General features: G+C 62.8%; 14 protein-coding genes. 12 read left to right on the forward strand and 2 right to left on the reverse strand.

Translation table 11 applies throughout. From position 1 onward, the window contains the following. Positions 1-46: 46 nt before the first annotated feature. Entirely contained in the window at positions 47-688 is a 642-nt protein-coding gene (locus tag ACZ89E_RS19370; protein WP_149660657.1) for a hypothetical protein, read from the reverse strand. Positions 689-919: 231 nt separating this feature from the next. On the opposite strand from ACZ89E_RS19370, the gene cbiE reads away from it, so the two are divergent. The 12 genes from cbiE (at position 920) to ACZ89E_RS19430 (ending at position 15181) form a co-directional block, all read left to right on the forward strand. Then, complete coding sequence (cbiE, locus tag ACZ89E_RS19375; RefSeq protein WP_476256263.1) at positions 920-2131, forward strand: precorrin-6y C5,15-methyltransferase (decarboxylating) subunit CbiE; 1212 nt, start codon at positions 920-922, stop codon at positions 2129-2131. After that, complete coding sequence (locus ACZ89E_RS19380) at positions 2124-3221, forward strand: cobalt-precorrin-5B (C(1))-methyltransferase (RefSeq protein WP_149660654.1); 1098 nt, start codon at positions 2124-2126, stop codon at positions 3219-3221. Before cbiE ends, ACZ89E_RS19380 begins: the two co-directional genes overlap by 8 nt. Next, entirely contained in the window at positions 3218-3952 is a 735-nt protein-coding gene (locus tag ACZ89E_RS19385; RefSeq protein ID WP_476256264.1) for a cobalt-precorrin-6A reductase, read from the forward strand. Before ACZ89E_RS19380 ends, ACZ89E_RS19385 begins: the two co-directional genes overlap by 4 nt. A gap of 256 nt (positions 3953-4208) precedes the next feature. Continuing rightward, positions 4209-4607: a DUF2946 domain-containing protein gene (locus ACZ89E_RS19390; RefSeq protein WP_476256265.1), complete on the forward strand. Its 399-nt coding sequence runs from the start codon at positions 4209-4211 to the stop codon at positions 4605-4607. Positions 4608-4655: 48 nt separating this feature from the next. After that, positions 4656-5135: a copper chaperone PCu(A)C gene (locus ACZ89E_RS19395; protein WP_476256266.1), complete on the forward strand. Its 480-nt coding sequence runs from the start codon at positions 4656-4658 to the stop codon at positions 5133-5135. Positions 5136-5155: 20 nt separating this feature from the next. Next, the gene (locus tag ACZ89E_RS19400; protein ID WP_476256267.1) at positions 5156-5578 is read left to right on the forward strand and encodes a DUF2946 domain-containing protein; all 423 of its coding nucleotides are present in this window, start codon (positions 5156-5158) and stop codon (positions 5576-5578) included. A 277-nt stretch (positions 5579-5855) separates the two neighbouring features. Further along, entirely contained in the window at positions 5856-7931 is a 2076-nt protein-coding gene (locus ACZ89E_RS19405) for a TonB-dependent copper receptor (RefSeq protein WP_476256268.1), read from the forward strand. A 152-nt stretch (positions 7932-8083) separates the two neighbouring features. Continuing rightward, the gene (locus tag ACZ89E_RS19410) at positions 8084-9460 is read left to right on the forward strand and encodes a PepSY-associated TM helix domain-containing protein (RefSeq protein WP_476256269.1); all 1377 of its coding nucleotides are present in this window, start codon (positions 8084-8086) and stop codon (positions 9458-9460) included. A 675-nt stretch (positions 9461-10135) separates the two neighbouring features. Next, positions 10136-12256, forward strand: coding sequence for a TonB-dependent receptor (locus tag ACZ89E_RS19415; protein WP_476256270.1), 2121 nt, complete (start codon positions 10136-10138; stop codon positions 12254-12256). A 185-nt stretch (positions 12257-12441) separates the two neighbouring features. Continuing rightward, a complete protein-coding gene (locus ACZ89E_RS19420) occupies positions 12442-13230 on the forward strand; it encodes an ABC transporter ATP-binding protein (RefSeq protein ID WP_476256271.1) in 789 nt (262 codons plus the stop codon). Continuing rightward, positions 13227-14174: an ABC transporter substrate-binding protein gene (locus ACZ89E_RS19425; protein WP_476256272.1), complete on the forward strand. Its 948-nt coding sequence runs from the start codon at positions 13227-13229 to the stop codon at positions 14172-14174. Before ACZ89E_RS19420 ends, ACZ89E_RS19425 begins: the two co-directional genes overlap by 4 nt. After that, positions 14171-15181 (forward strand): FecCD family ABC transporter permease, encoded by a 1011-nt coding sequence (locus tag ACZ89E_RS19430; protein ID WP_149660638.1) that lies wholly within the window; start codon positions 14171-14173, stop codon positions 15179-15181. Before ACZ89E_RS19425 ends, ACZ89E_RS19430 begins: the two co-directional genes overlap by 4 nt. Before the next feature lie 38 nt (positions 15182-15219). On the opposite strand, the gene ACZ89E_RS19435 is transcribed toward ACZ89E_RS19430, so the two are convergent. After that, positions 15220-19713: a hypothetical protein gene (locus ACZ89E_RS19435; RefSeq protein WP_476256273.1), complete on the reverse strand. Its 4494-nt coding sequence runs from the start codon at positions 19711-19713 to the stop codon at positions 15220-15222. Positions 19714-19951: the final 238 nt, after the last annotated feature.

The raw sequence follows: 19951 nt of genomic DNA on the forward strand, positions 1-19951 counted from the left end.
AATGCCTGCCGACCGATCGAGGGTAAAAATCCGCCGCCGGGCGGGCTTACAGTTCGTACTCTGTAAAAGGCAGACTCCGAACAGCGTCTTCCACGCTCTTTTTTCGGGCCTCGACCACCCGGCGCTTGATTACAAGGCGTCGGGCGCGGATTTCCAACTGAGAAGTATGTTGGCGCACGCGCCAGAACAGATAGGTCGTGCTCATGGTCAGTTTTATCAGCCGGATGTGCGACACCACGACGTCCAGATCCCCGTTACGGTTGTAGCCCATGGGAATCAGTTGAAACCTGACCGCTCTTCCACTGACGTCGGAAAATGCCGTCAGCAATCGGGCATCTCGTTCGACCAATGCAATAACCCGCTCAACTTCTTCTATCTGAGGGCCGGAAACCAGTTTAGAAACCGCACTTGACCACATCTGTTGTATGTTTCCGGAAAAACTGGGTTTAACCACTTCAATGTGATCGCTGTCCAGCGACCAGCCATGCTTCCACATCAAGTCGGCGTAATGGTCAAACCACCGCCCTGTTTCTCTTTCCACGTTGTAATGTTGGTCTGCTTCGCGCTGTGCCAGTAAAAAGCAGTTCCTGGCAAAGTCACGTTCCTCTTTTGTCGGCCCTTGGGCACTGCATAACACCGTGTTATCCACAACGGTGGCTGTGCCTTTTAAGTTACTTACTGAGTTCATTACTTCCTCGCCTCCTTGGCATTTATATCATCCGGTCTTTTGATGGGCGCCCTATACCCAGCGCCCCTGCACAAACCAGACTAAACAAATTGATTAATTAAAACAGTCGAGGTTTATCAACATTAAATGTCAGTGCACAGCAGGCAGGCATTCGACAAGTGATGAGCCTGCAATGACGCAAGCCGCGTTATCATGCCGCCCTTGAAGATCAACCCTGGATTAAGGAACGGCATGACACCCTGGCTGACGGTTGTGGGAATCGGTGAAGACGGCTTCAAGGGCCTGGGCAAAAACGCCCGACGCGCCCTGATGAACGCCTCGCGGATCATCGGCGGCCAGCGCCAACTGGATTTGCTGCCGGTGTGCATTCGCGGCGAGCGGCAGTTGTGGCCGAGTCCGTTTTCCTTGGCCCCGGTGCTCGAGCGTCATGGCGAAGCGGTGTGCGTGCTGGCCAGTGGCGACCCGATGTTCTTTGGCGTCGGTGCCAGCCTCGCGCGACAGGTTCCTGCCGAGCAAATGCTGATTCTGCCGGCGCCCTCCTCTAGCTCACTCGCCGCGGCGCGCCTGGGTTGGCCGTTGCAGGACGTGGTGACGCTTTCAGTGGTGGCTCGCCCGGTGGCTGCGCTGAATGCGCAGTTGTCCGGTGGCGTGCGGTTGTTGGTGTTGAGCAATGACGGGCAGAGCCCGGCGGCGGTTGCCGAGTTGCTGCGCGAACGGGGTTTCGGGGCGAGCCGACTGACCGTGCTGGAACACTTGGGCGGCGATGCCGAACGGCGCATCGACGGGGTGGCCCGCGACTGGAGCGCAACGGGCATTGCCGATCTCAATGTTGTCGCCATCGAGTGCATCGCCGACCCTGGCACCCCTCGCCTGTCACGCCTCGCCGGTTTGCCGGATTGCGCCTTCCAGCACGACGGCCAACTGACCAAGCGTGACGTGCGCGCCATCACCCTCGCCCGCCTCGCGCCGACACCCGGCGAACTGCTGTGGGACGTCGGCGCCGGCAGCGGCTCGATCGGCATCGAATGGATGCGCACGCACCCGAGCTGCCGGGCGCTGGCCATCGAGGCTGATGAAGGCCGGCAGCTATTGATCGAACACAACCGCGATGCCCTGGGCGTCCCGGGCCTGCAATTGATTCGCGGCAGCGCGCCGCAAGCGTTGACCGGGCTCGAACGCCCGGATGCGATTTTCATTGGCGGCGGCGTGACCCGCGAGGGTGTGCTCGACGCCTGCTGGTCGGCGCTGAAACCCGGCGGCCGCCTGATCGCCAACGCGGTGACCCTGCAAAGTGAAATGACCCTGATGGCTTGGCGCGAACAGCATGGCGGTGAACTGACCCGCATCCACATCGCCCAGGCCCAACCCCTTGGCGAGTTCGATACCTGGCGTCAGGCGTTGCCGATTACCTTGCTCGACGTGACGAAACCGTTCGATGCGTGACGAAACCGCCGAACAACCCGCGCCCCTGCGCAGCGGCCTGACCACCGGCAGCTGCGCCACGGCCACCAGCCTCGCCGCCGCCCGGTTGTTGCTCAGTGGCGCGACGGCGGACGCGGTGGAGATCGTCCTGCCCAAGGGCAAGCAGGTGCGGATGCGTCTGGAATTCTGCCGTTTGAACGACGACGGCGCCGAGGCTGGAACCCTCAAGGACGCCGGGGATGACCCGGACGTGACCCATGGCGCGTTGCTTTATTCCCACGTGCGCCTGGGTGCCGAGCCGGGGATTCGCTTTTTTGCCGGCCGTGGCGTCGGCACCGTGACGCGTCCCGGTCTGGTGCTGAACGTCGGCGAGCCGGCGATCAACCCGGTGCCGCGCAAGATGATCACCGAGCATCTGACATTGCTGGCCGAAGAGCTGAGCTACAGCGGCGGTTTCGAGGTCACGGTCAATGTCGAGAACGGCGAAGCCCTGGCGCTGAAAACCATGAACCCGCGCCTGGGGATTCTCGGCGGCTTGTCGATCCTCGGCACCAGCGGCATCGTCCGGCCGTTTTCCTGCGCGGCGTACATCGCCTCGATCCACCAGGGCATCGACGTCGCGAAAACCAACGGCTACTTGCACATCGCCGCCTGCACCGGCAATGCCAGCGAAGACACCATGCGCCGGGTCTACGACCTGCCGGAAATCGCCCTGATCGAAATGGGCGACTTCGTGGGTGCGGTGCTCAAGCACCTGCGCAAAGTGCCGGTGGATAAACTCAGCATTTGCGGCGGCTTCGGCAAGATCAGCAAACTGGCGGCCGGGCACATGGACCTGCACAGCCGGCATTCAAGCATCGACTTGCCGCAACTGGCCGAATGGGCGGCGGCGATTGGGGCGGACGGTGCTTTGCAGCAATCGATCCGTGAGGCCAATACCAGTCAGCAGGCGTTAGCCATGGCCAGCGCTGTCGGCATCGCGTTGGGGGATGAAGTGTGTCGGCATGCGCTGGAGTTTGCCCGCAGCGTGGTGCCGGCGCAGGTGCAGGTCGAGGTGTTTGCGATTGATCGCCAGGGCGGGATTGTGGGTCATGCGGGAGCTTTTCAATGAAGCGTATGTTGTTGCTCGGTGGCGTCACCGAAGCCCTGGCCATCGCCCGGACGTTGGGGCCGGAGCATATTTACAGCCTGGCCGGCGTCGGTCGGGTGCCGACGGATTTGACCTGCCAGGTTCGCGTCGGCGGATACGGCGGTGCTGAAGGCCTGGCGCAGTTCATTCGCGATGAAGGCATTGAACTGCTGCTGGACGCCACCCACCCCTACGCCGCGCAAATCAGCCAGAACGCCGCCACCGCCGCACAAATGAGCGGCATCCCGTGCTGGGCATTGCGACGCCCGGCCTGGCAACCTCAGGCCGGAGACGACTGGCGGGAAGTCAGCGACTGGGCAGAATTGATCGAAGCCTTGAAACCGTTCCGCCGACCACTGTTCACACTCGGCCGCGAGCCGTTGCAACACCTGCACGAAATCCCCCCGGAGCAATTCTGGACCTTGCGCGCCCTCGACGTTTACCCCGGCAACGAACGCTGCGAAGTCATCGGCGCCCGTGGACCGTTTGTGATCGAGGAGGAGCGGGATTTGTTCGAACGTCGGCAAATCGATGTGCTGATCAGCAAAAACAGCGGAAGCACCGCCACCGAGCCGAAGCTGGAAGTGGCGCGGGAGCGCGGGGTGCCGGTGCTGGTGTTGAAGCGGCCGGTGTTAGCGCGGGTTGAGCGGGAGTTTGGGTTGGTGGATGAGGTATTGGCCGCACTGGCGGAATGCAATATGACAGACGCATAAATCATTGTGGCGAGGGAGCTTGCTCCCGCTTGAGTGCGAAGCGCTCACAAAAGATGGGACTGCTACGCAGTCCAGCGGGAGCAAGCTCCCTCGCCACAGGGTAGTGTTCTAGCCTGAACTCCGGCATTTTGAATCGAAGCCGCTACACTCTTTTGAAAGTACGCTGCGACACCACACCGCACGCCGCTTTTTTACTTATCGGCCCTGATCAGGCTAAATAGCCGCGCCTGATCGCCCACTCAACCGGATCTGTCCCATGTCCCGACAACGGCTCGCATTTGCCTGGATCGCCTGCTTTGCAGTGCTGTTCAATATGCTCGCCATGCCGATGACCGGAGCGATGGCGCAGTCGGCGAAGTCACCCGCCGAGCAGTTGTTGTGGGGCAGTTTCTGCACGTCCAGCGGGACGAAGATGGTGGCGATTTCCCTGGGCACGCTGGAACAGAAAACCCCGCAAAACGACGATCATTCCACTATGCAGCATTGCTGGTGCTGCTCGGGCTCGGCGCCTCTGGTGGCGCTGCCGGGGCATGTACCGCAGTTGTATTTCGCGCGGTTCGAGGCCAATCGAAGCCTGCCCGCCGCCTCGCTCGATACGCCCACGCCGCGCCAGCAATGGCCGAGTCTCAACCCCCGCGCTTCCCCTCTGGTGTGATTCCTTCTCGCAATTGACCTGCGTTTTGAATCGTTCTGGAGAACTGCCATGTTGAACAAACTCATCGTTCTGGCCGCGTTGCTGCTGCCTGCCTGTTTCGCCAATGCCCACGAATACAAGGCCGGCGAGCTGGAAATCGCCCATCCGTGGTCGCAGGAACTACCGCCTAACGCGCCGACCGTGGCGGCGTACTTCGTGATTCACAACAACGGCAAAACCGCTGATCGACTGCTCAGTGTCGACTCGCCGATCTCCGGCGAAGCCCAGTTGCATGAACACGTCATGCAAAACGATCTGATGAAAATGCAGCAAGTGCCGCGCGTGGAAATCCCTGCCGGCGGCACCATCACGTTTGCGCCGATGGCCTATCACGTGATGCTGCTGAACCTGAAGGACCGCAGCCTTTTGAGCGACGGCAAGCGTTTTCCATTGACGATGCATTTCGAGAAGTCCGGCAACGTGACGGTTGAAGTCTCGGTGCAGAAGAAGCCACCGGAAGACATGCAGATGCACGCTCACGCCCAGTAATCGCCTGAGCAGAAACCGCCATGCGCGCCCTTAGCGCCAGGTCATCCGCACATCGCCGTCAGTCGTCAGGCCTGACGCGAGGTAGCTGGATCAGCCTGTTCGCCATGCTGATGATCTTTATCGGTCCACTGATTTCTCAGTCGATGCCGATGGATCAGGGCGCCCCAATGTCCATGAACATGTCGATGGACATGAGCATGGACGGCCACGGTGAGCAGGCGCAAGAACACTGCCCTGCGAAAGCAGAGCATCACGCGCTCTGGGAAAAGTGTGGCTACTGCAGCCTGCTGTTCAACTGCCCGGCGCTGACCGGCGGCCAATCCTTCGTCGCGTTCAACACACCTCACGTAACGACCTTCACCACGCCTGCCACCCGCCTGGGCCACGCCCGGCTGTCGTTCTTCCCTGGCGCCCGAACCCGCGCCCCGCCCATCACGTCGTAAACACCACACCGATCTCACACGGTTTAGAAGTAGCCGTAGCAACTTGTGGGAGCGGGCATTTGTGGCGAGGGGGCTTGCCCCCGTTGGGTCGCTAAGCGACCCCAAAACCGGCAATTGCTGTGTATCAGATACACCGCACGCAATGGTTTACGACTGCTTCGCAGCCGAACGGGGGCAAGCCCCCTCGCCACACAAGCGCCTCACCATAAAGCCCGCTCCCACAGGGAATGCGAACGCTGCCGGCCGTGTCGTTTACGACTGTTCGATGGAAATTGTCATGTCCAGGTTTTCTGCTGACACACGCTTTTTTTACACCCATGCCTCCGCCGTCCTTTGCGGCGTTTTGCTGGCCCCCTTGGCGCTGGCCGATGATCACGCCGGCCACGCCGAAGAATTGAGCCCGACGGTGATTACCGCCATCGCGCCAAGCTCGCCGCTGACCATCGTCACCAACCCCAAGGACCCGCGCCAACCAGTGCCGGCCAGTGACGGTGGCGATTATCTGAAGACCATCCCCGGCTTCGCCCTCGTGCGCAATGGCGGCACCAACGGCGATCCGGTGTTGCGCGGCATGTTCGGCTCGCGGCTGAACATCCTCACCAACGGCAGCATGATGCTCGGCGCCTGCCCGGGCCGCATGGACGCGCCGACGTCGTACATTTCCCCGGAAACCTACGACAAGCTCACCGTGATCAAAGGACCGCAAACCGTGCTGTGGGGCCCGGGCGCATCGGCCGGCACCGTCCTGTTCGACCGTGAACCGGAAAGCTTCGGCGAACTCGGCACCCGGGTGAACGCCAGCGTGTTGGCCGGCTCCAACGGCCGCTTCGACAAAGTGGTGGACGCCGCAGCGGGCGGGCCGTTGGGCTATGTGCGAGTGATCGGCAACACCGCCCATTCCGATGACTACAAGGACGGTAACAACGACACCGTGGCGTCGCGCTACGACAAGTGGAACGGCGACGTCGCGGTGGGCTGGACCCCGGACGCCGACACCCTGCTGGAGCTGACCGCCGGCAAGGGCGACGGCGAGGCGCGGTACGCCGGACGCGGCATGGACGGTTCGCAGTTCAAACGCGAAAGCCTGGGGCTGCGTTTCGAGAAGTCCAACATCGGCGACGTGCTGGATAAGATCGAGGCCCAGGTCTACTACAACTACGCCGACCACGTGATGGACAACTACACCCTGCGCACGCCGTCCGGCACCGGGATGATGGCGGGGCCAATGGCGTCCAACGTCGACCGGCGCACCCTCGGCGCGCGGATCAAGGCGACCTGGCGCTGGGCCGATGTGCAATTGATCAGCGGCCTCGACGCCCAGACCAACGAACACCGCCAGCGCAGCAGCATGGGCATCGACACCTACAAGGACCTGCCCTACACCAAAGACGCCGACTTCCATAACTACGGGGTGTTCAGCGAATTGACCTGGTACGCCGCCGACCGTGATCGGCTGATTACCGGTGCGCGGGTGGACCGTGCCTCAGCCAAGGATTATCGGCAGAGCACCGGTTCCGGGATGATGAGCATGCCGAACCCGACCGCCGACAAAACCCGCGCCGACACCCTGCCCAGCGGTTTCGTCCGCTATGAACACGACTTGGCGGACAGCCCGACCACGCTGTACGCCGGCCTCGGTCACAGCCAGCGCTTCCCGGATTACTGGGAGCTGTTTTCCCCGGATGCCGGTCCCGCCGGTTCGGTGAACGCCTTCGACTCGATCAAACCGGAAAAAACCACCCAGCTCGACTTCGGCCTGCAATACAAGACCGACGACCTCGAAGCCTGGGCCTCGGGTTACGTCGGCCAGGTGCGCGATTACATCCTGTTCAACTACACGCCGGGGATGATGGGCAGTACGTCACAAGCGCAGAACATCGACGCGCGAATCATGGGCGGCGAACTCGGGGCCGCTTACAAATTGACCTCGAACTGGAAAGCCGACGCGACCCTGGCCTATGCCTGGGGCAAGAACAGCAGCGACGGCAAGGCACTGCCGCAAATGCCGCCGCTGGACGCACGCTTCGGCCTGACCTACAGCGAAGACAACTGGAGCGCCGGGGCCTTGTGGCGAGTGGTGGCGGCGCAGAACCGCATCGACCAGAACAAGGGCAACGTGGTCGGCAAGGACTTCGACAAGAGCTCCGGTTTCGGCGTGTTCTCGCTCAACGGCGCGTACCGCATCAACAAAAACTGGAAGGTCAGCACGGGCGTCGACAACCTGTTCGGCAAGGCTTACGCCGAGCATTTGAACCTGGCGGGGAATGCCGGTTTCGGCTACCCGGCCAATGACCCGCAAGCCATCAACGAACCGGGGCGCACGCTCTGGACCAAGGTGGATATGAGCTTTTAAAAGCTTCGCGGGCACGCCTCGCTCCTACGGATTTGCGTCGTTTACAAACGATGCGAACACCCTGGACCTGTAGGAGCGAGGCTCGCCCGCGAACGACTGCGCAGCAGTCACCGGACAACAACAAAGAACCAAGCCAAAGCGGAGCACACGTGATGAAACAGCCCAAACCCAACTTCTACAACCTGGCCTGGCGTTGGCATTTCTACGCCGGATTATTCGTCGCACCGTTCATGGTCATGCTGGCCCTGACCGGCCTCATCTACCTGTTCAAACCGCAACTCGACCCGCTGATGTACGGCAGCCTGATGAACGTCCCGGCGGGGCATCAAACGGTGTCCGCCGACGACCTGCTCAAGCGGGTAAAAACGGCTTATCCACAAGGTCAGATCAAGCAATACCTGCCGCCCATCAACGCCGAACGCAGCGCGCAGTTTGTGGTGATCAACGGCGGCCAGGAGCTGAACGTCTTCATCGACCCGTACCACGGCGACATCCTCGGCGAGCAAGACGCCAAGAAAAACCTGCAAGCCCTCGCCCGGGCGATTCATGGCGAGCTGATGATCGGCACCGTCGGTGATCGGCTGGTGGAACTCGCCGCCGGCTGGGGCGTGGTGCTGGTGGTGTCCGGGGTTTTCCTGTGGTGGCCGCGAGGTCAGTACGCCGGCGTGTTGTGGCCACGCTTGAGCAGTCGCGGTCGCGTGCTGTGGCGTGATTTGCACGCCGTGACCGGGTTCTGGGGCGCCGCCTTCCTGCTGGTGATGCTGCTCAGCGGCATGACCTGGACCGGGTTCTGGGGCAAACAATACGCCGAGGTCTGGAACACCTTCCCGGCGGCGATGTGGGACAACGTGCCGAAGTCCGACGTCGAAGCCCGCAGCCTCAACAGCGCCACGCGCCAGACCGTGCCTTGGGCGATGGAAAACACGCCGATGCCGATGTCCGGCGACCACGCCGAACACATGGCCCACGGCGCCGCACCAGCCGGTCCCGCCGCGCCGACCATCAGCCTGCAAGACGTGCAGAACATCGCCGTGCAACGCAAGGTCGAGCCGGGCTACAGCATCACCCTGCCCACCACCGCCACCGGCGTGTTCACCATCGCGGTATTCGCCGATGACCCGCGCAACGACGCCACCCTGCACGTCGATCAATACACCGGCGACGTTCTCGCCGACGTGCGCTTCGAGCAATACGGCAGCGTCGCTCGCGCCACGGAAATCGGCGTGATGTTGCATGAAGGCAAGATGTTCGGTGCGTTCAACCAGATCATCGTGCTGCTGATCTGCCTGATGATTCTGCTCAGCGCGGTCAGCGGCGTGGTGATCTGGTGGAAGCGTCGCCCGCAAGGCAAATTCGGCGTTCCACCACTGCGCCATGACCTGCCGAAATGGAAAACCGGGGTGGCGATCATGCTGGCGCTGGCGGTGCTGTTCCCGTTGGTGGGGGCTTCGCTGGTGGTCGTATGGGTCCTGGATCGGCTGCTGTTGACACGCCTGAACCGGCAAGCTGAACCGGGTTCGGCGGCCTGAATATTGATCTGATTCAGGGCCAGCACCCTCACTGGCCCTGTTCAGATTGAATGACCGGGCAGGGCTCAAGCTGCAGCTCGCCGTTGCAGTTGTGGATTTTTTTAACTCGGTTTTTTCGACATCCCGCGCGAGGTTCGGTGTGCTGGCGCCGTACCGGTTTTTGCAAAGGAGCGTCATCATCCGACACTGGCCATTCTCCAGATCAACGAGCATCGGTGTGACCTGATCCGGCGCGGTGGCACTGACGTAGGACCTGCAACTCTCGCTGACGGGATTCTGCTGCCAAAGACTGAGGCAATCCTGCTCCGCCATGAGCGTCGCACAGTCACAAAAAGCCAAAAGACCGATGACTTTGCTGATCCCTGATACGGACATGATCAGCACTCCCTTTCACTATCAACAAGGCTCAAAACTAACGCCGCCAGAGAATTCGATCTACTGTCAAAAGTGACAGTCGGCTAGACCGTCTGGAGATAAAAAACTCGACGCACCACGCAACCTGAATCCGCCTCACCTTCACCATGAATCAGCCGAGATGCGCGCCTTAGAGGGATCTGTAGACTTCGCGCGCTTATCCCTCGGTCATTTTTAGTGTTACTGTATAACGCAAATGCGCCGCCCCGCCCGCAACAGGAATGTCGCGGGTTTTCTTTGCAGAAGTGATTCACCGCCCCGATGAACAAGTACCTCTTGTCCAGTCTTTGCCTGCTCGCCCTGAACAACGACGCCCAGGCGCAACCGTTGACGCTGCCCACCGGCACCATCACCGCAGCGGCCGTCGATGACGAAACCGTCAGCCTCAACACACCGACCACCGCCGGTTCGCGCCTGAACCTCACGGCGATGCAAACCCCGGCCAGCGTCGAAAGCCTGAGCGGCGAACAGATTCGCGCGCGGGGTGATCGCAACGTGCAGGACGCGGTGTCGCGCAGCACCGGGATCAGCCGCACCGGCACGCCGGGGGATGGCGGCACGTCGTTGCAGGCGCGGGGATTTACCGGGCAGAGCTCGGTGATGCAGCTGTATGACGGCAATCGGATGTACACCGGCATGGGCACCGCGACGTTCCCGGTGGACACCTGGTCGGCGGAGCGCGTCGATGTGCTGCGCGGCCCGGCGTCGGTGTTGTACGGCGAAGGCGCGACGGGCGCGGTGGTCAACGTGATCCCGAAAAAACCCTTCGAGGGCGAGATCGAAAACCACCTGCGCGTTGGCTACGGTTCCTACGACAGTCGGCAGCAAGCGTTCGACAGCGGCGGCTCGCTGACCGATACCCTGAGCTATCGCCTGAACCTCAATCGCCTGCGCAGCAATGGCTGGATCGATCGCGGCGACTCCGCCAGCGACTTCATCAGCGCCGCTTTGCGATGGCAGGCGACGGATGATTTGTCGTTCACCCTCGCCCACGATTACGGCGACCAAAAGCCGATGAATTACTTTGGCACGCCACTGATCAATGGCCGCCTAAAGGACAGCCTGCGGGACAAGAACTACAACGTCAGCAACGATAAACAGCACTACAACGATCAATGGACGCGGCTGACCAGCGACTGGCAGATCACCGACAGCGTCAGTTCGAGCAACGAGCTGTATTACCTCAAGGCCCAGCGCCGCTGGCAGAACGCGGAGAACTACAACTTCGACCGCGACAGCCAGCAACTCAGCCGTAGCGGTTATTTCGGCATCGGCCACACCCAGGAACAGGTCGGCGACCGCCAGACCTTCACCTTCAAACACACCCTGTTCGGCCTCGACAGCCAGACCGTGACCGGCATCGATTACAACCGCATCCGCTTCCAGCTCGAGAGCAATTCGCCGTTCAACGACGTGCTGCCGAATGGCCAACCGCTGGATCTGTATCACCCGCAACCCGGTCAGTTTGAAAGTACCAATCCGTACCGTGGCCAGTTCCAGTCGACGACGAAGCAGATGTCGGCCTTCGCCGAAAACCGCACGCAACTGAGCGAGCGCTGGTCTGTGGTGACTGGTGTGCGCCGCGATTACGTACATGTCGACCGCACCGATCTGGTCAAGGACAGCCAGAGCGACAAGACCCTGACCGGCAACAACTGGAAGGCCGGATTGGTTTTCGCGCTGACCCCGGACACTTCGTTGTACGGCCAGTACGCCACCAGCACGGACGGCGTCGGCGGCCTGATTTCCTTGAGCCCGAGCCAGCAGCAATACGACCTGGCCACCGCCAAACAGACCGAAATCGGCCTGAAGCAATTGTTCTGGGATCAGCGCGGCGAGTTCACGTTGGCGGCCTATCACATCGTCAAGAAGAAACTGCTGACCGACGACCCGGGCAACCCGACGCTCAAGCAACAGGTCGGCCAGCAATCGTCCAATGGCCTGGAAGCCAGCCTCGACCTGCAACTGCCACACGCCTGGCAACTGCAGGCGAACGCGGCCATCGTTAAAGCCCGGTACGACGATTTCTCGGCGGTGGTGAACGGTGAGACCGTGTCGTACAACGGCAACCGCCCGACCGATGTACCGCGCCGCACCGCGAATCTGTGGCTGAGCAAGGCGATCAACGATGACCTGAAGGCCGGGGCCGGTGTGCGTTACGTCGATGCGCGTTTTGCGGACATGGCCAACCGCAATGAGCTGCCGAGCTACACCGTGGTCGATGCCACGTTGTCGTGGCAGGCGCAACGCAATACGACGCTGGGGTTGCAGGTGAACAATCTGTTTGACCGGCAGTACGCGCAAAGCCAATACAATGAGGGGCAGCAGTGGATTTTGGGGGAGCCGCGGTCGTTCTTCGTCACGGCTGATTACACCTTTTAAAGTTGGAATGCTTGTGTGGCGAGGGAGCTTGCTCCCGCTGGGTTGCGAAGCGACCCCAAACCCGACAACCAGGTTGTCCCTGACACACCGCGTCGGCTGAATTTGCGACTGCTGCGCAGCCGAGCGGGAGCAAGCTCCCTCGCCACAGGGATGTGTACCGCCCCAAAATGATCATCAGGAATTCAATGACCTCGCTTAACCTCACCCACCTCGCCTGGACACCCCTGGGCCACGGCCACTGCCATCACCAGTTCCAACTGCGTGACGCCTCGTTGCACGTGGCCGCCGGTGAGTTTGTCGGGTTGATCGGCCCCAACGGCAGCGGCAAGACCAGCCTGTTGCGTTGTGCCTATCGCTTCAGCAAACCGGAAAGCGGCGAGGTCCGGCTCGACCGCCACAACGTCTGGAAACAATCCTCACGCTGGTGCGCGCAACGCATCGCCGTGGTCTTGCAGGAATTCCCCGATGCCTTCGGCCTGACCGTCGAGGAAGTGGTCGCCATGGGTCGCACGCCGCACAAAGGCCTGTTCGATGGCGACACCCTCGAAGACCGCCACCTCGCTACCCAAGCCCTGGAATCCGTCGGCCTCAAGGGCTTCGAAGACCATGCCTTCGCCACGCTCTCCGGCGGCGAAAAACAGCGAGTGATCCTCGCCCGCGCCCTGGCCCAGCAACCGCAATTGCTGATCCTCGACGAGCCGACCAACCACCTCGACCCGCGCTATCAGCTGGAGCTGTTGCAACTGGTCAAGCGCCTGAACATCGGCACTCTGGCGAGCATCCACGATTTGAATCTGGCCGCCGCTTTTTGCGATCGGTTGTACGTGATCAACCACGGCCGCATCGTCGCCAGCGGCACGCCAAAAGCAGTCCTGACCACGTCGCTGCTGCACGATGTATTTGGCGTCGAAGCGCTGATCGACGACCACCCCCTTCACGGCTACCCCCGAATCACCTGGATAACCCAACCATGACTGTGCGCTCCCTGCTGTGCCTCGCCCTGCTGCTGGGCAGTACTCACGCCTTTGCCGAAGCAACGAAATACCCACTGACCGTCCAAAGCTGCAACCGCGAAGTGACGTTCAAGCAAGCGCCGAAACATGCCGTCAGCCACGACATCAACATGACCCAGATGATGCTCGCCCTCGGCCTCAAGCCAAGCATGGTCGGCTACAGCGGCGTCAGTGGCTGGAAGTCCGTCACCCCGGCCATGCAGTCGTTGCTCGACGGACTGCCGGAACTGGCGGCCAAGTACCCATCGGTGGAAACCCTGCTCAATGCCAACGTCGATTTCTTCTTCGCCGGTTGGGACTACGGCATGCGCGTCGGCGGTGACCTGACGCCGCAAACCTTGCAACCGCTGGGCATCAATGTCTACGAGTTGACCGAGTCCTGCGCCTTCGTCATGAAGCGCCCCGCCGCGACCCTGGAAGACACTTACAACGACCTGCGCAACCTCGGCAAAATCTTCGACGTGCAGGACCGCGCCAACGCCTTGATCGCCCAGATGCAGGCGCAAGTCGCCGCGGTGCGCAAGGATCTGCCGGCGGACAAACTTCGCGTATTCCTCTACGACAGCGGCGAAGACCGGGCCATGACCTCCGGACGCCTGGGCATGCCGCAAGCGCTGATCGATGCAGCGGGCGGGCGCAATATTCTGGATGACGTCGAGGCCAGCTGGACGCGTGTGAACTGGGAGAACGTGGTCGAGCGCAACCCGCAGGTGATCGTGATCGTCGACTACGGCGAAGTCACCGCCGAACAGAAACAGCAATTCCTGCTCGACAACAAAGCCCTGCAATCGGTGGACGCGATCAAGCACCAGCGCTTTATCGTCATCCCCTACGTGCAAGCCACGCCAGGCATCGACAACGTGCTGGCGGTGGAAACCCTGGCCAAAGGGTTCCACGGCGAATGATCGACCGTCGCTACGCCTTGCTGCTGATCGCCCTGGGCACACTGTTGCTGGTGTCGTGCGTGGTGTCTCTGGGCTTCGGCCCGGCGCGGGTGCCGGTGGACGTGGTGTGGCGGATTCTGCTGCACAAGCTCTTCGGCATCGGCGTGCCGGATTGGGCGGCGGGCCAGGAACATATCGTGTGGCTGATTCGCGTGCCGCGCATGTTGCTCGGTGCGTTGGTCGGCGCCGGGTTGGCGTTGATCGGTGCGGTGTTGCAAGCGGTCACGCGTAATCCGCTGGCGGATCCGCACCTGCTCGGCGTCACCTCCGGCGCGACCCTGGGCGCGGTGATTGTGGTGCTGCATGTGGGTGAAATCGTCGGCCTGCTGACCTTGCCGATTGCCGCGTTTATCGGCGCGCTGGCGAGCATGCTGATCGTGCTGATGATCGCCAATCGCAACGGGCGGCTGGACAGTGATCGGCTGTTGCTGTGTGGCGTGGCGGTGTCGTTCGTGATGATGGCGATTGCCAATTTGCTGTTGTTTATGGGGGATCATCGGGCGAGTTCGGCGGTGATGTTCTGGATGCTCGGCGGGCTCGGATTGGCCCGTTGGGAATTGCTGGCGGTGCCGGCGGCTAGCGTGTTGCTGGGACTGGTTTTGTTGCTGGGGATGGCTCGGCCGCTTAACGCTTTGATGGCGGGCGAGCAGACGGCCGTGACACTCGGGCTGAATGCTCGCACCGTACGGTTGCGGGTGTTTTTGATCGCGTCGTTGATGACCGGCGTGTTGGTGTCGATCAGCGGCTCCATCGGCTTTGTCGGGCTGATGGTGCCGCACATCGCCCGGCGCCTGGTCGGGGCTGAACACCGGCGATTACTACCGGTGTGCGTGTTGCTCGGCAGCATCTTCCTGGTCTGGGTCGACGTCGCCGCACGCACGCTCATCGCCCCGGAAGACCTGCCCATCGGCGTGGCGACCGCCGCGATTGGCGGCTTGTTTTTCATCGGCCTGATGCGTCGTCGCTGAGCCCCTGTCACCAAGGGCTCAGCCAACAGGTCGGTGGATTACAGTTCGTCGTGCGCGGGTTGCGGCGGCACGACCGGGTAAGGCAGCGCTGACGGAGTGACCGGGCCGGGACGCGTCCAGTACCCATCCACCTCCAGCACCTGCAACCGGCTGATACCGATCAAGCGCTTGAAGAACCGGCCGACGCCCGCGCCCATGTCTTCCTTGAGCAGCGCGGTTTCCTCGGCGGTGAAATTGGGGGTGAACTTGAGCAAGGCTCCCCCGCGACCGCTCAGGTAACAACAAGCCCCCACCACGGCATTTTTTTTCAGGACATCGACGCTGAAATACAGATCGCCCAGGGCCAGGTTATTCATCAATTGCTGTTCTTCCTCGGTGGTCGGGTTGATCACCCGGGCGACCTTATAAAACTGGTGGACCGCCCCCAGCCTGAACCCGGCTGGAAATTCCGGTATCGGCAAGGACGGTGCCCCCGGCACGGTGACCGGCGCAATCGGCCCGCCGGGCCCCGAATAAAACAGGCGTGATGCCGGGTCGCTGTCGGGGCTGTCCTCCAACGGCTCGATCCCTACGCACAAATCGGCGTCGGGCAGCACTAACACCCCGCCCAGGTATGGCTTGCCCGTGAACGGTCCCAAACGGTGCTGGGCATGCCGCGCCGCATCATCGGCATGGGCGAACAGCGGCCCGAGCGCCTGGCGTTTTTCCCGCGGCCAGCGCACCAGTCCGATACCGGTTTTCACGCCATGGGCGTCCACCCGCAGTGGCGACCAGTAGCGACTGCGCTCCAGCACACGCAGCCCACCGGTCTTGATCAGTTTGCGAACGAATTCGAGCAGCGGTTCGTGGCCCGACTGGAGCAATGTGTCGTAGACATGGGTCGCCGGAAAACTCGCCCATTCGGTGGCCATCCGGGTGGCGCTGTAGTGCAGCAACGCACCGTCGGCACACGAAAGATACAGCCCCAGGTACGTGTCACCCTCGGCGCTGGACACCCGCACCGCATCCAGCGCCCGCGTCAGCTCCCGAACCGAGACGAAGCTGCGGTGCAGGTCGTCCTGGCGGATCGCCGACGGCGCCAGCAGATAAAGCCCCTGCACCGAAAACCCTGGCGGCAGTTGCGCCTGTGGAAACACCCGCTCCACACTCAACGGGCCCTCGGTGGCGGGGATCGGCAGCGTTGCGATATACCGCTCGGCGCCCTGGGACTTGAGGAAATAACCGAACCTCAGCGCCCCACGGGACTGGGCCAGGCGATGCACATGGCGGGCGGCGTCATCCAGTTGGGTGAACAACGGACTCAACGCCGGTTCGACAACGGCAAACCGCTGCAGCGCCTGCGCCGATACCGGACCGGTCCATTGCACCACAGGCCTTGGGCGCCCCCATGCCGGGCTGCCCTGGACCACCTGCAACTGTCCGGCGCTCGCCAGTCGCTGTACCAGATCCCCCGGGGTCAGCGTCCCGGCGCGCATCTGCAACTCCAGCACGGTTTGGCGTTGCTGCAAGCGGCTGGGCGTCGCCAGTGCCGTAGCCAGTGGCCGTGTTTGCACGTTGTCGCCGAGGCGGTAGCGCAGAAGGCTGTCATCGAGCCCGATCAGGTATTCATCACCCGGCGACCAGCGCGGACCGCTAAGCGGCGGCAAGACGATGGCGGCCAGAAAGTCCGTGGAAAACAGGTTCTGATACAGCGCCCGCTGCTCGCCGGACAAGGCAAACACCGGCTCGACCCGCCGCCGCGAATGGTACCGGGCCACTACTGTGCTGCCGGCCACGGTGTCCGGCTGAATCCAGGCGGGCGGGAAATCCTCGACATCCACCGCCACCGGCATGGTCGCAACGAACCGACCGTCCCGGCGGCGCAGCACCAGCCCACCGTAGACCCGCTCGCGGTCCGGTCCGACGTGCTGGATGACAAAACGCACCGCGTCATCCGGCCCGAGGAACACCGGGCTGAGCGGACGTCGCTGCCTTAAGGCAAAGGGTTGCCATTGCGCGGTCACCCGGCCTTTTTCGTCCCAACATTCGCTGCTGATCCGAACCTGCAATTCACCCCCTGCCGCGATGCTGTTCATGACCGAGGCAAAGGGTGGTGTGTCACGGCTCATGCGCGCCAGCAAGTCGTCGGCGCCCAGGCCGCCCTGTGCCAGGTCGAACAAGGTCGAGGTGCTCGAATAGCGATAGCGCAGCAAGGCACCGTCCAGGGCGGCGATGTACAGGGTCAGGTCCTGGTGATGGGTCAGCCGTTGCGTACCCTCGTCGTCGTGAAGCGCAGCGAACAGGTCCGTCAGGGCCAAGAAGTGTCGGGCGAACCAGGCATCGGCCGTGTACAGGCCCGGCAGCAGCCAACTGGCGGCGTAATAGACGCAGTGGGTGCGATATTCGTCGATCAGCACCGCAGCGCCGAAATCACTCGCCAGGTTCAAGCGATTCAGGTCCTTGGCCGGCACCGTTTCGGTCGCCACGTATTCCTGCCGGGTCTTGTGCTTGAGGATAAAACCCAGCCCGCCACTGGCCGCCCGATAATCGGCGCGGGCGCGCTGACGGGCGTCGAGCACGGCCTGCTCCGCCGAGGCGAATCGGGGCCCCAGCACGGGCGCCAAGGGCCCGCGATGCACGCCGCCACCCAACAGGCTGCCCCGCTCGCCCCACAGGTCACTGCCGACGACGACCCGCAATTCCCCGGTGATCGCCAGGGCGGTGATCAGCTCCGACACGGGCAGCGGATCGCTCACGTGGGGATTGGCGATGCGCTCTCGCAACCGGGTGCGGGCGCTCTGTGCTCGCTCGTCGCCGCGATAAGCCAGCACGCTGTCCGCCGCCCCGCACAGGTACGCCACGCTGACCGCATTACGGCTGTCCAGCAGCGCGTGAATATCCGCGTCGGTGAACATCTGCGCCGCCCTGCGCTGATGCGCCTCGTCGGCGCCGCCGGGCCTGGCATCGCCCTGCCAACGCGACGCGTACAGCCCGTGCAGCGAATAACCGGCGGCCAACACGATGGGCGCACCGCTGCTGTCCCGGGGGCACAATCGGTCGAGGACAAACCGGGGACCGAAGGCGGGCACCGGCAAGGTCGCGACAAACCCGTTGTCCGCCGAGCGCAGGATCAACCCGACATACGCCTGATCGCGCAGGCTGCCAATGGCCTGCTGGGCGAAGCGCGCCGCGTCGTCGTCGGTGATGAACACCGGGCTCAAACGGCTGGCCCCGGCGTAAGGTCGCCAATCCTGCGCGACGCGCCCGGCGACGTCCCATAGCGGGCTGCCAAGGAGCACCGACAGTTCGCCATGGCCCGCCACTCGTCGCACATAGTCGGTGGGGCGGAGTGTCCCGCTGCTCAGTTGCTCGTTGAAGGTCGCACTGTTGCGCAGGGCCTGTTCGGCCACATCGAGCGCGGGACCGTATTGCAACACCGCCCCCTCGCGGGTCCAGGTGAACACCCGCAACTCGTCGCTTTCCCGGCGCCGGTGGCTGTTCTCATGGACGAACCGTATGCCGTCCGCCAACTCGTCCGGCGTGAAGAAATGCGGGTACATCCAGGGTTCCTGGACACCGGGGAGCGCGTCCCCACGGGAGATGAAATACACGCCGTCGAGTTGGTAAGCCTGGGGCTCGGCCAGTTTGAGCCGGTTGAGGTCGTCGAACCGCAGCCGCCGCGTCAGCTCGGCGCTCGGTGTGGTCGAGACGATCGGGTAAGTGGCGAGACAGTCGCGACCGTCCGCCGACCGCAGGACGAAGCCCAGGTAGCGGCTGTTCGGCTCAAGGGCCTGCGCACTGCCCGCCGCGATGATGGCCTGGCTGGTGTAATCGGCGACCGGTCCATAGAACGCTTTTTCGATGTGCGCGGTGGTGTTGAGCGCCGGCGTGCCAAGCGTCCAGTTGCCCGACACCGTGCCCGCGCGCCCACCCCAGGCGGCATTGGCCACCAGCACTTGCAGGGTGCCGATGTGCGCCAGGTGCTGGATCAGGCGCTCGACATCGCTGAAGGAGCCCAGGCGGGTAAAGCCCGGCGTAAACAGTTGCCGTTCCCGGCCAGGTTCGGTGGATTCGTACTTGATCAGCGAGCCATCCGGCCCCGACAGGTAATGGCGCTGCCCGTAGGGGCCGGGGTCCTGGAGGTGGGACGCCAGGTGCCCCATGAAAAAGAAACCGAGGTACAGGCTGATTTGCTCCTCCGTCCACTCCGGGTGCACGCGTCGCGGCTCGGCACGGTCGGCGGCGTGGGAAATGTAATAGCCCACCCCCACATAGCCTTCGGGCACCACGTAACGCTGGGAATCCGGCTCGTGGGCCAGCAGGTCGTCGAAGTCGAAATACAGCGTGCGCTTACCCGCCACCGGCAGCGTCGCCCGGTACTTGCCATCGCCGCTTTGCACGATGACGGCACCGTACGCCCGGTCACGCCGCTGACCGGTTTGCAAGTGCGCCCAATAGGCGGCGTCGTCCGCACTGATGAAGGTGGGGCCCAGCGCGGGGAAAACCGCACCACCGGAGGAAAGAGGAGGGAGTGGGATAGTCGAGTTGTCCATAAACGGCTCACCGGAAGAAGAGCCTTCATGATCGACATCCCCAAGCGTGGCGTGCGGTACATATGTATCGCGTGGCGAGACAGCGCCCGCGCCCCAATGTGGCGCAACCCGACGCACCCGTGCATCCTCGGCGTTCCTTCCTGGTGCGCCGGCACTCGCGGGCAACCGCTCTGGCACGACATTTACCGGCCAAACCCTGACCGGGCACAGCCCTTGCAAAACAGCCTTCAGTAGTCCG

The organism is Pseudomonas sp. TE3899 (genome assembly GCF_056279105.1).

Coding starts and splice junctions, on each gene's coding strand:
- ACZ89E_RS19370 (WP_149660657.1), bottom strand. CDS start 688: ATGAACTCAGTAAGTAACTTAAAAGGCACAGCCACCGTTGTGGATAAC.
- cbiE (WP_476256263.1), top strand. CDS start 920: ATGACACCCTGGCTGACGGTTGTGGGAATCGGTGAAGACGGCTTCAAG.
- ACZ89E_RS19380 (WP_149660654.1), top strand. CDS start 2,124: ATGCGTGACGAAACCGCCGAACAACCCGCGCCCCTGCGCAGCGGCCTG.
- ACZ89E_RS19385 (WP_476256264.1), top strand. CDS start 3,218: ATGAAGCGTATGTTGTTGCTCGGTGGCGTCACCGAAGCCCTGGCCATC.
- ACZ89E_RS19390 (WP_476256265.1), top strand. CDS start 4,209: ATGTCCCGACAACGGCTCGCATTTGCCTGGATCGCCTGCTTTGCAGTG.
- ACZ89E_RS19395 (WP_476256266.1), top strand. CDS start 4,656: ATGTTGAACAAACTCATCGTTCTGGCCGCGTTGCTGCTGCCTGCCTGT.
- ACZ89E_RS19400 (WP_476256267.1), top strand. CDS start 5,156: ATGCGCGCCCTTAGCGCCAGGTCATCCGCACATCGCCGTCAGTCGTCA.
- ACZ89E_RS19405 (WP_476256268.1), top strand. CDS start 5,856: ATGTCCAGGTTTTCTGCTGACACACGCTTTTTTTACACCCATGCCTCC.
- ACZ89E_RS19410 (WP_476256269.1), top strand. CDS start 8,084: ATGAAACAGCCCAAACCCAACTTCTACAACCTGGCCTGGCGTTGGCAT.
- ACZ89E_RS19415 (WP_476256270.1), top strand. CDS start 10,136: ATGAACAAGTACCTCTTGTCCAGTCTTTGCCTGCTCGCCCTGAACAAC.
- ACZ89E_RS19420 (WP_476256271.1), top strand. CDS start 12,442: ATGACCTCGCTTAACCTCACCCACCTCGCCTGGACACCCCTGGGCCAC.
- ACZ89E_RS19425 (WP_476256272.1), top strand. CDS start 13,227: ATGACTGTGCGCTCCCTGCTGTGCCTCGCCCTGCTGCTGGGCAGTACT.
- ACZ89E_RS19430 (WP_149660638.1), top strand. CDS start 14,171: ATGATCGACCGTCGCTACGCCTTGCTGCTGATCGCCCTGGGCACACTG.
- ACZ89E_RS19435 (WP_476256273.1), bottom strand. CDS start 19,713: ATGGACAACTCGACTATCCCACTCCCTCCTCTTTCCTCCGGTGGTGCG.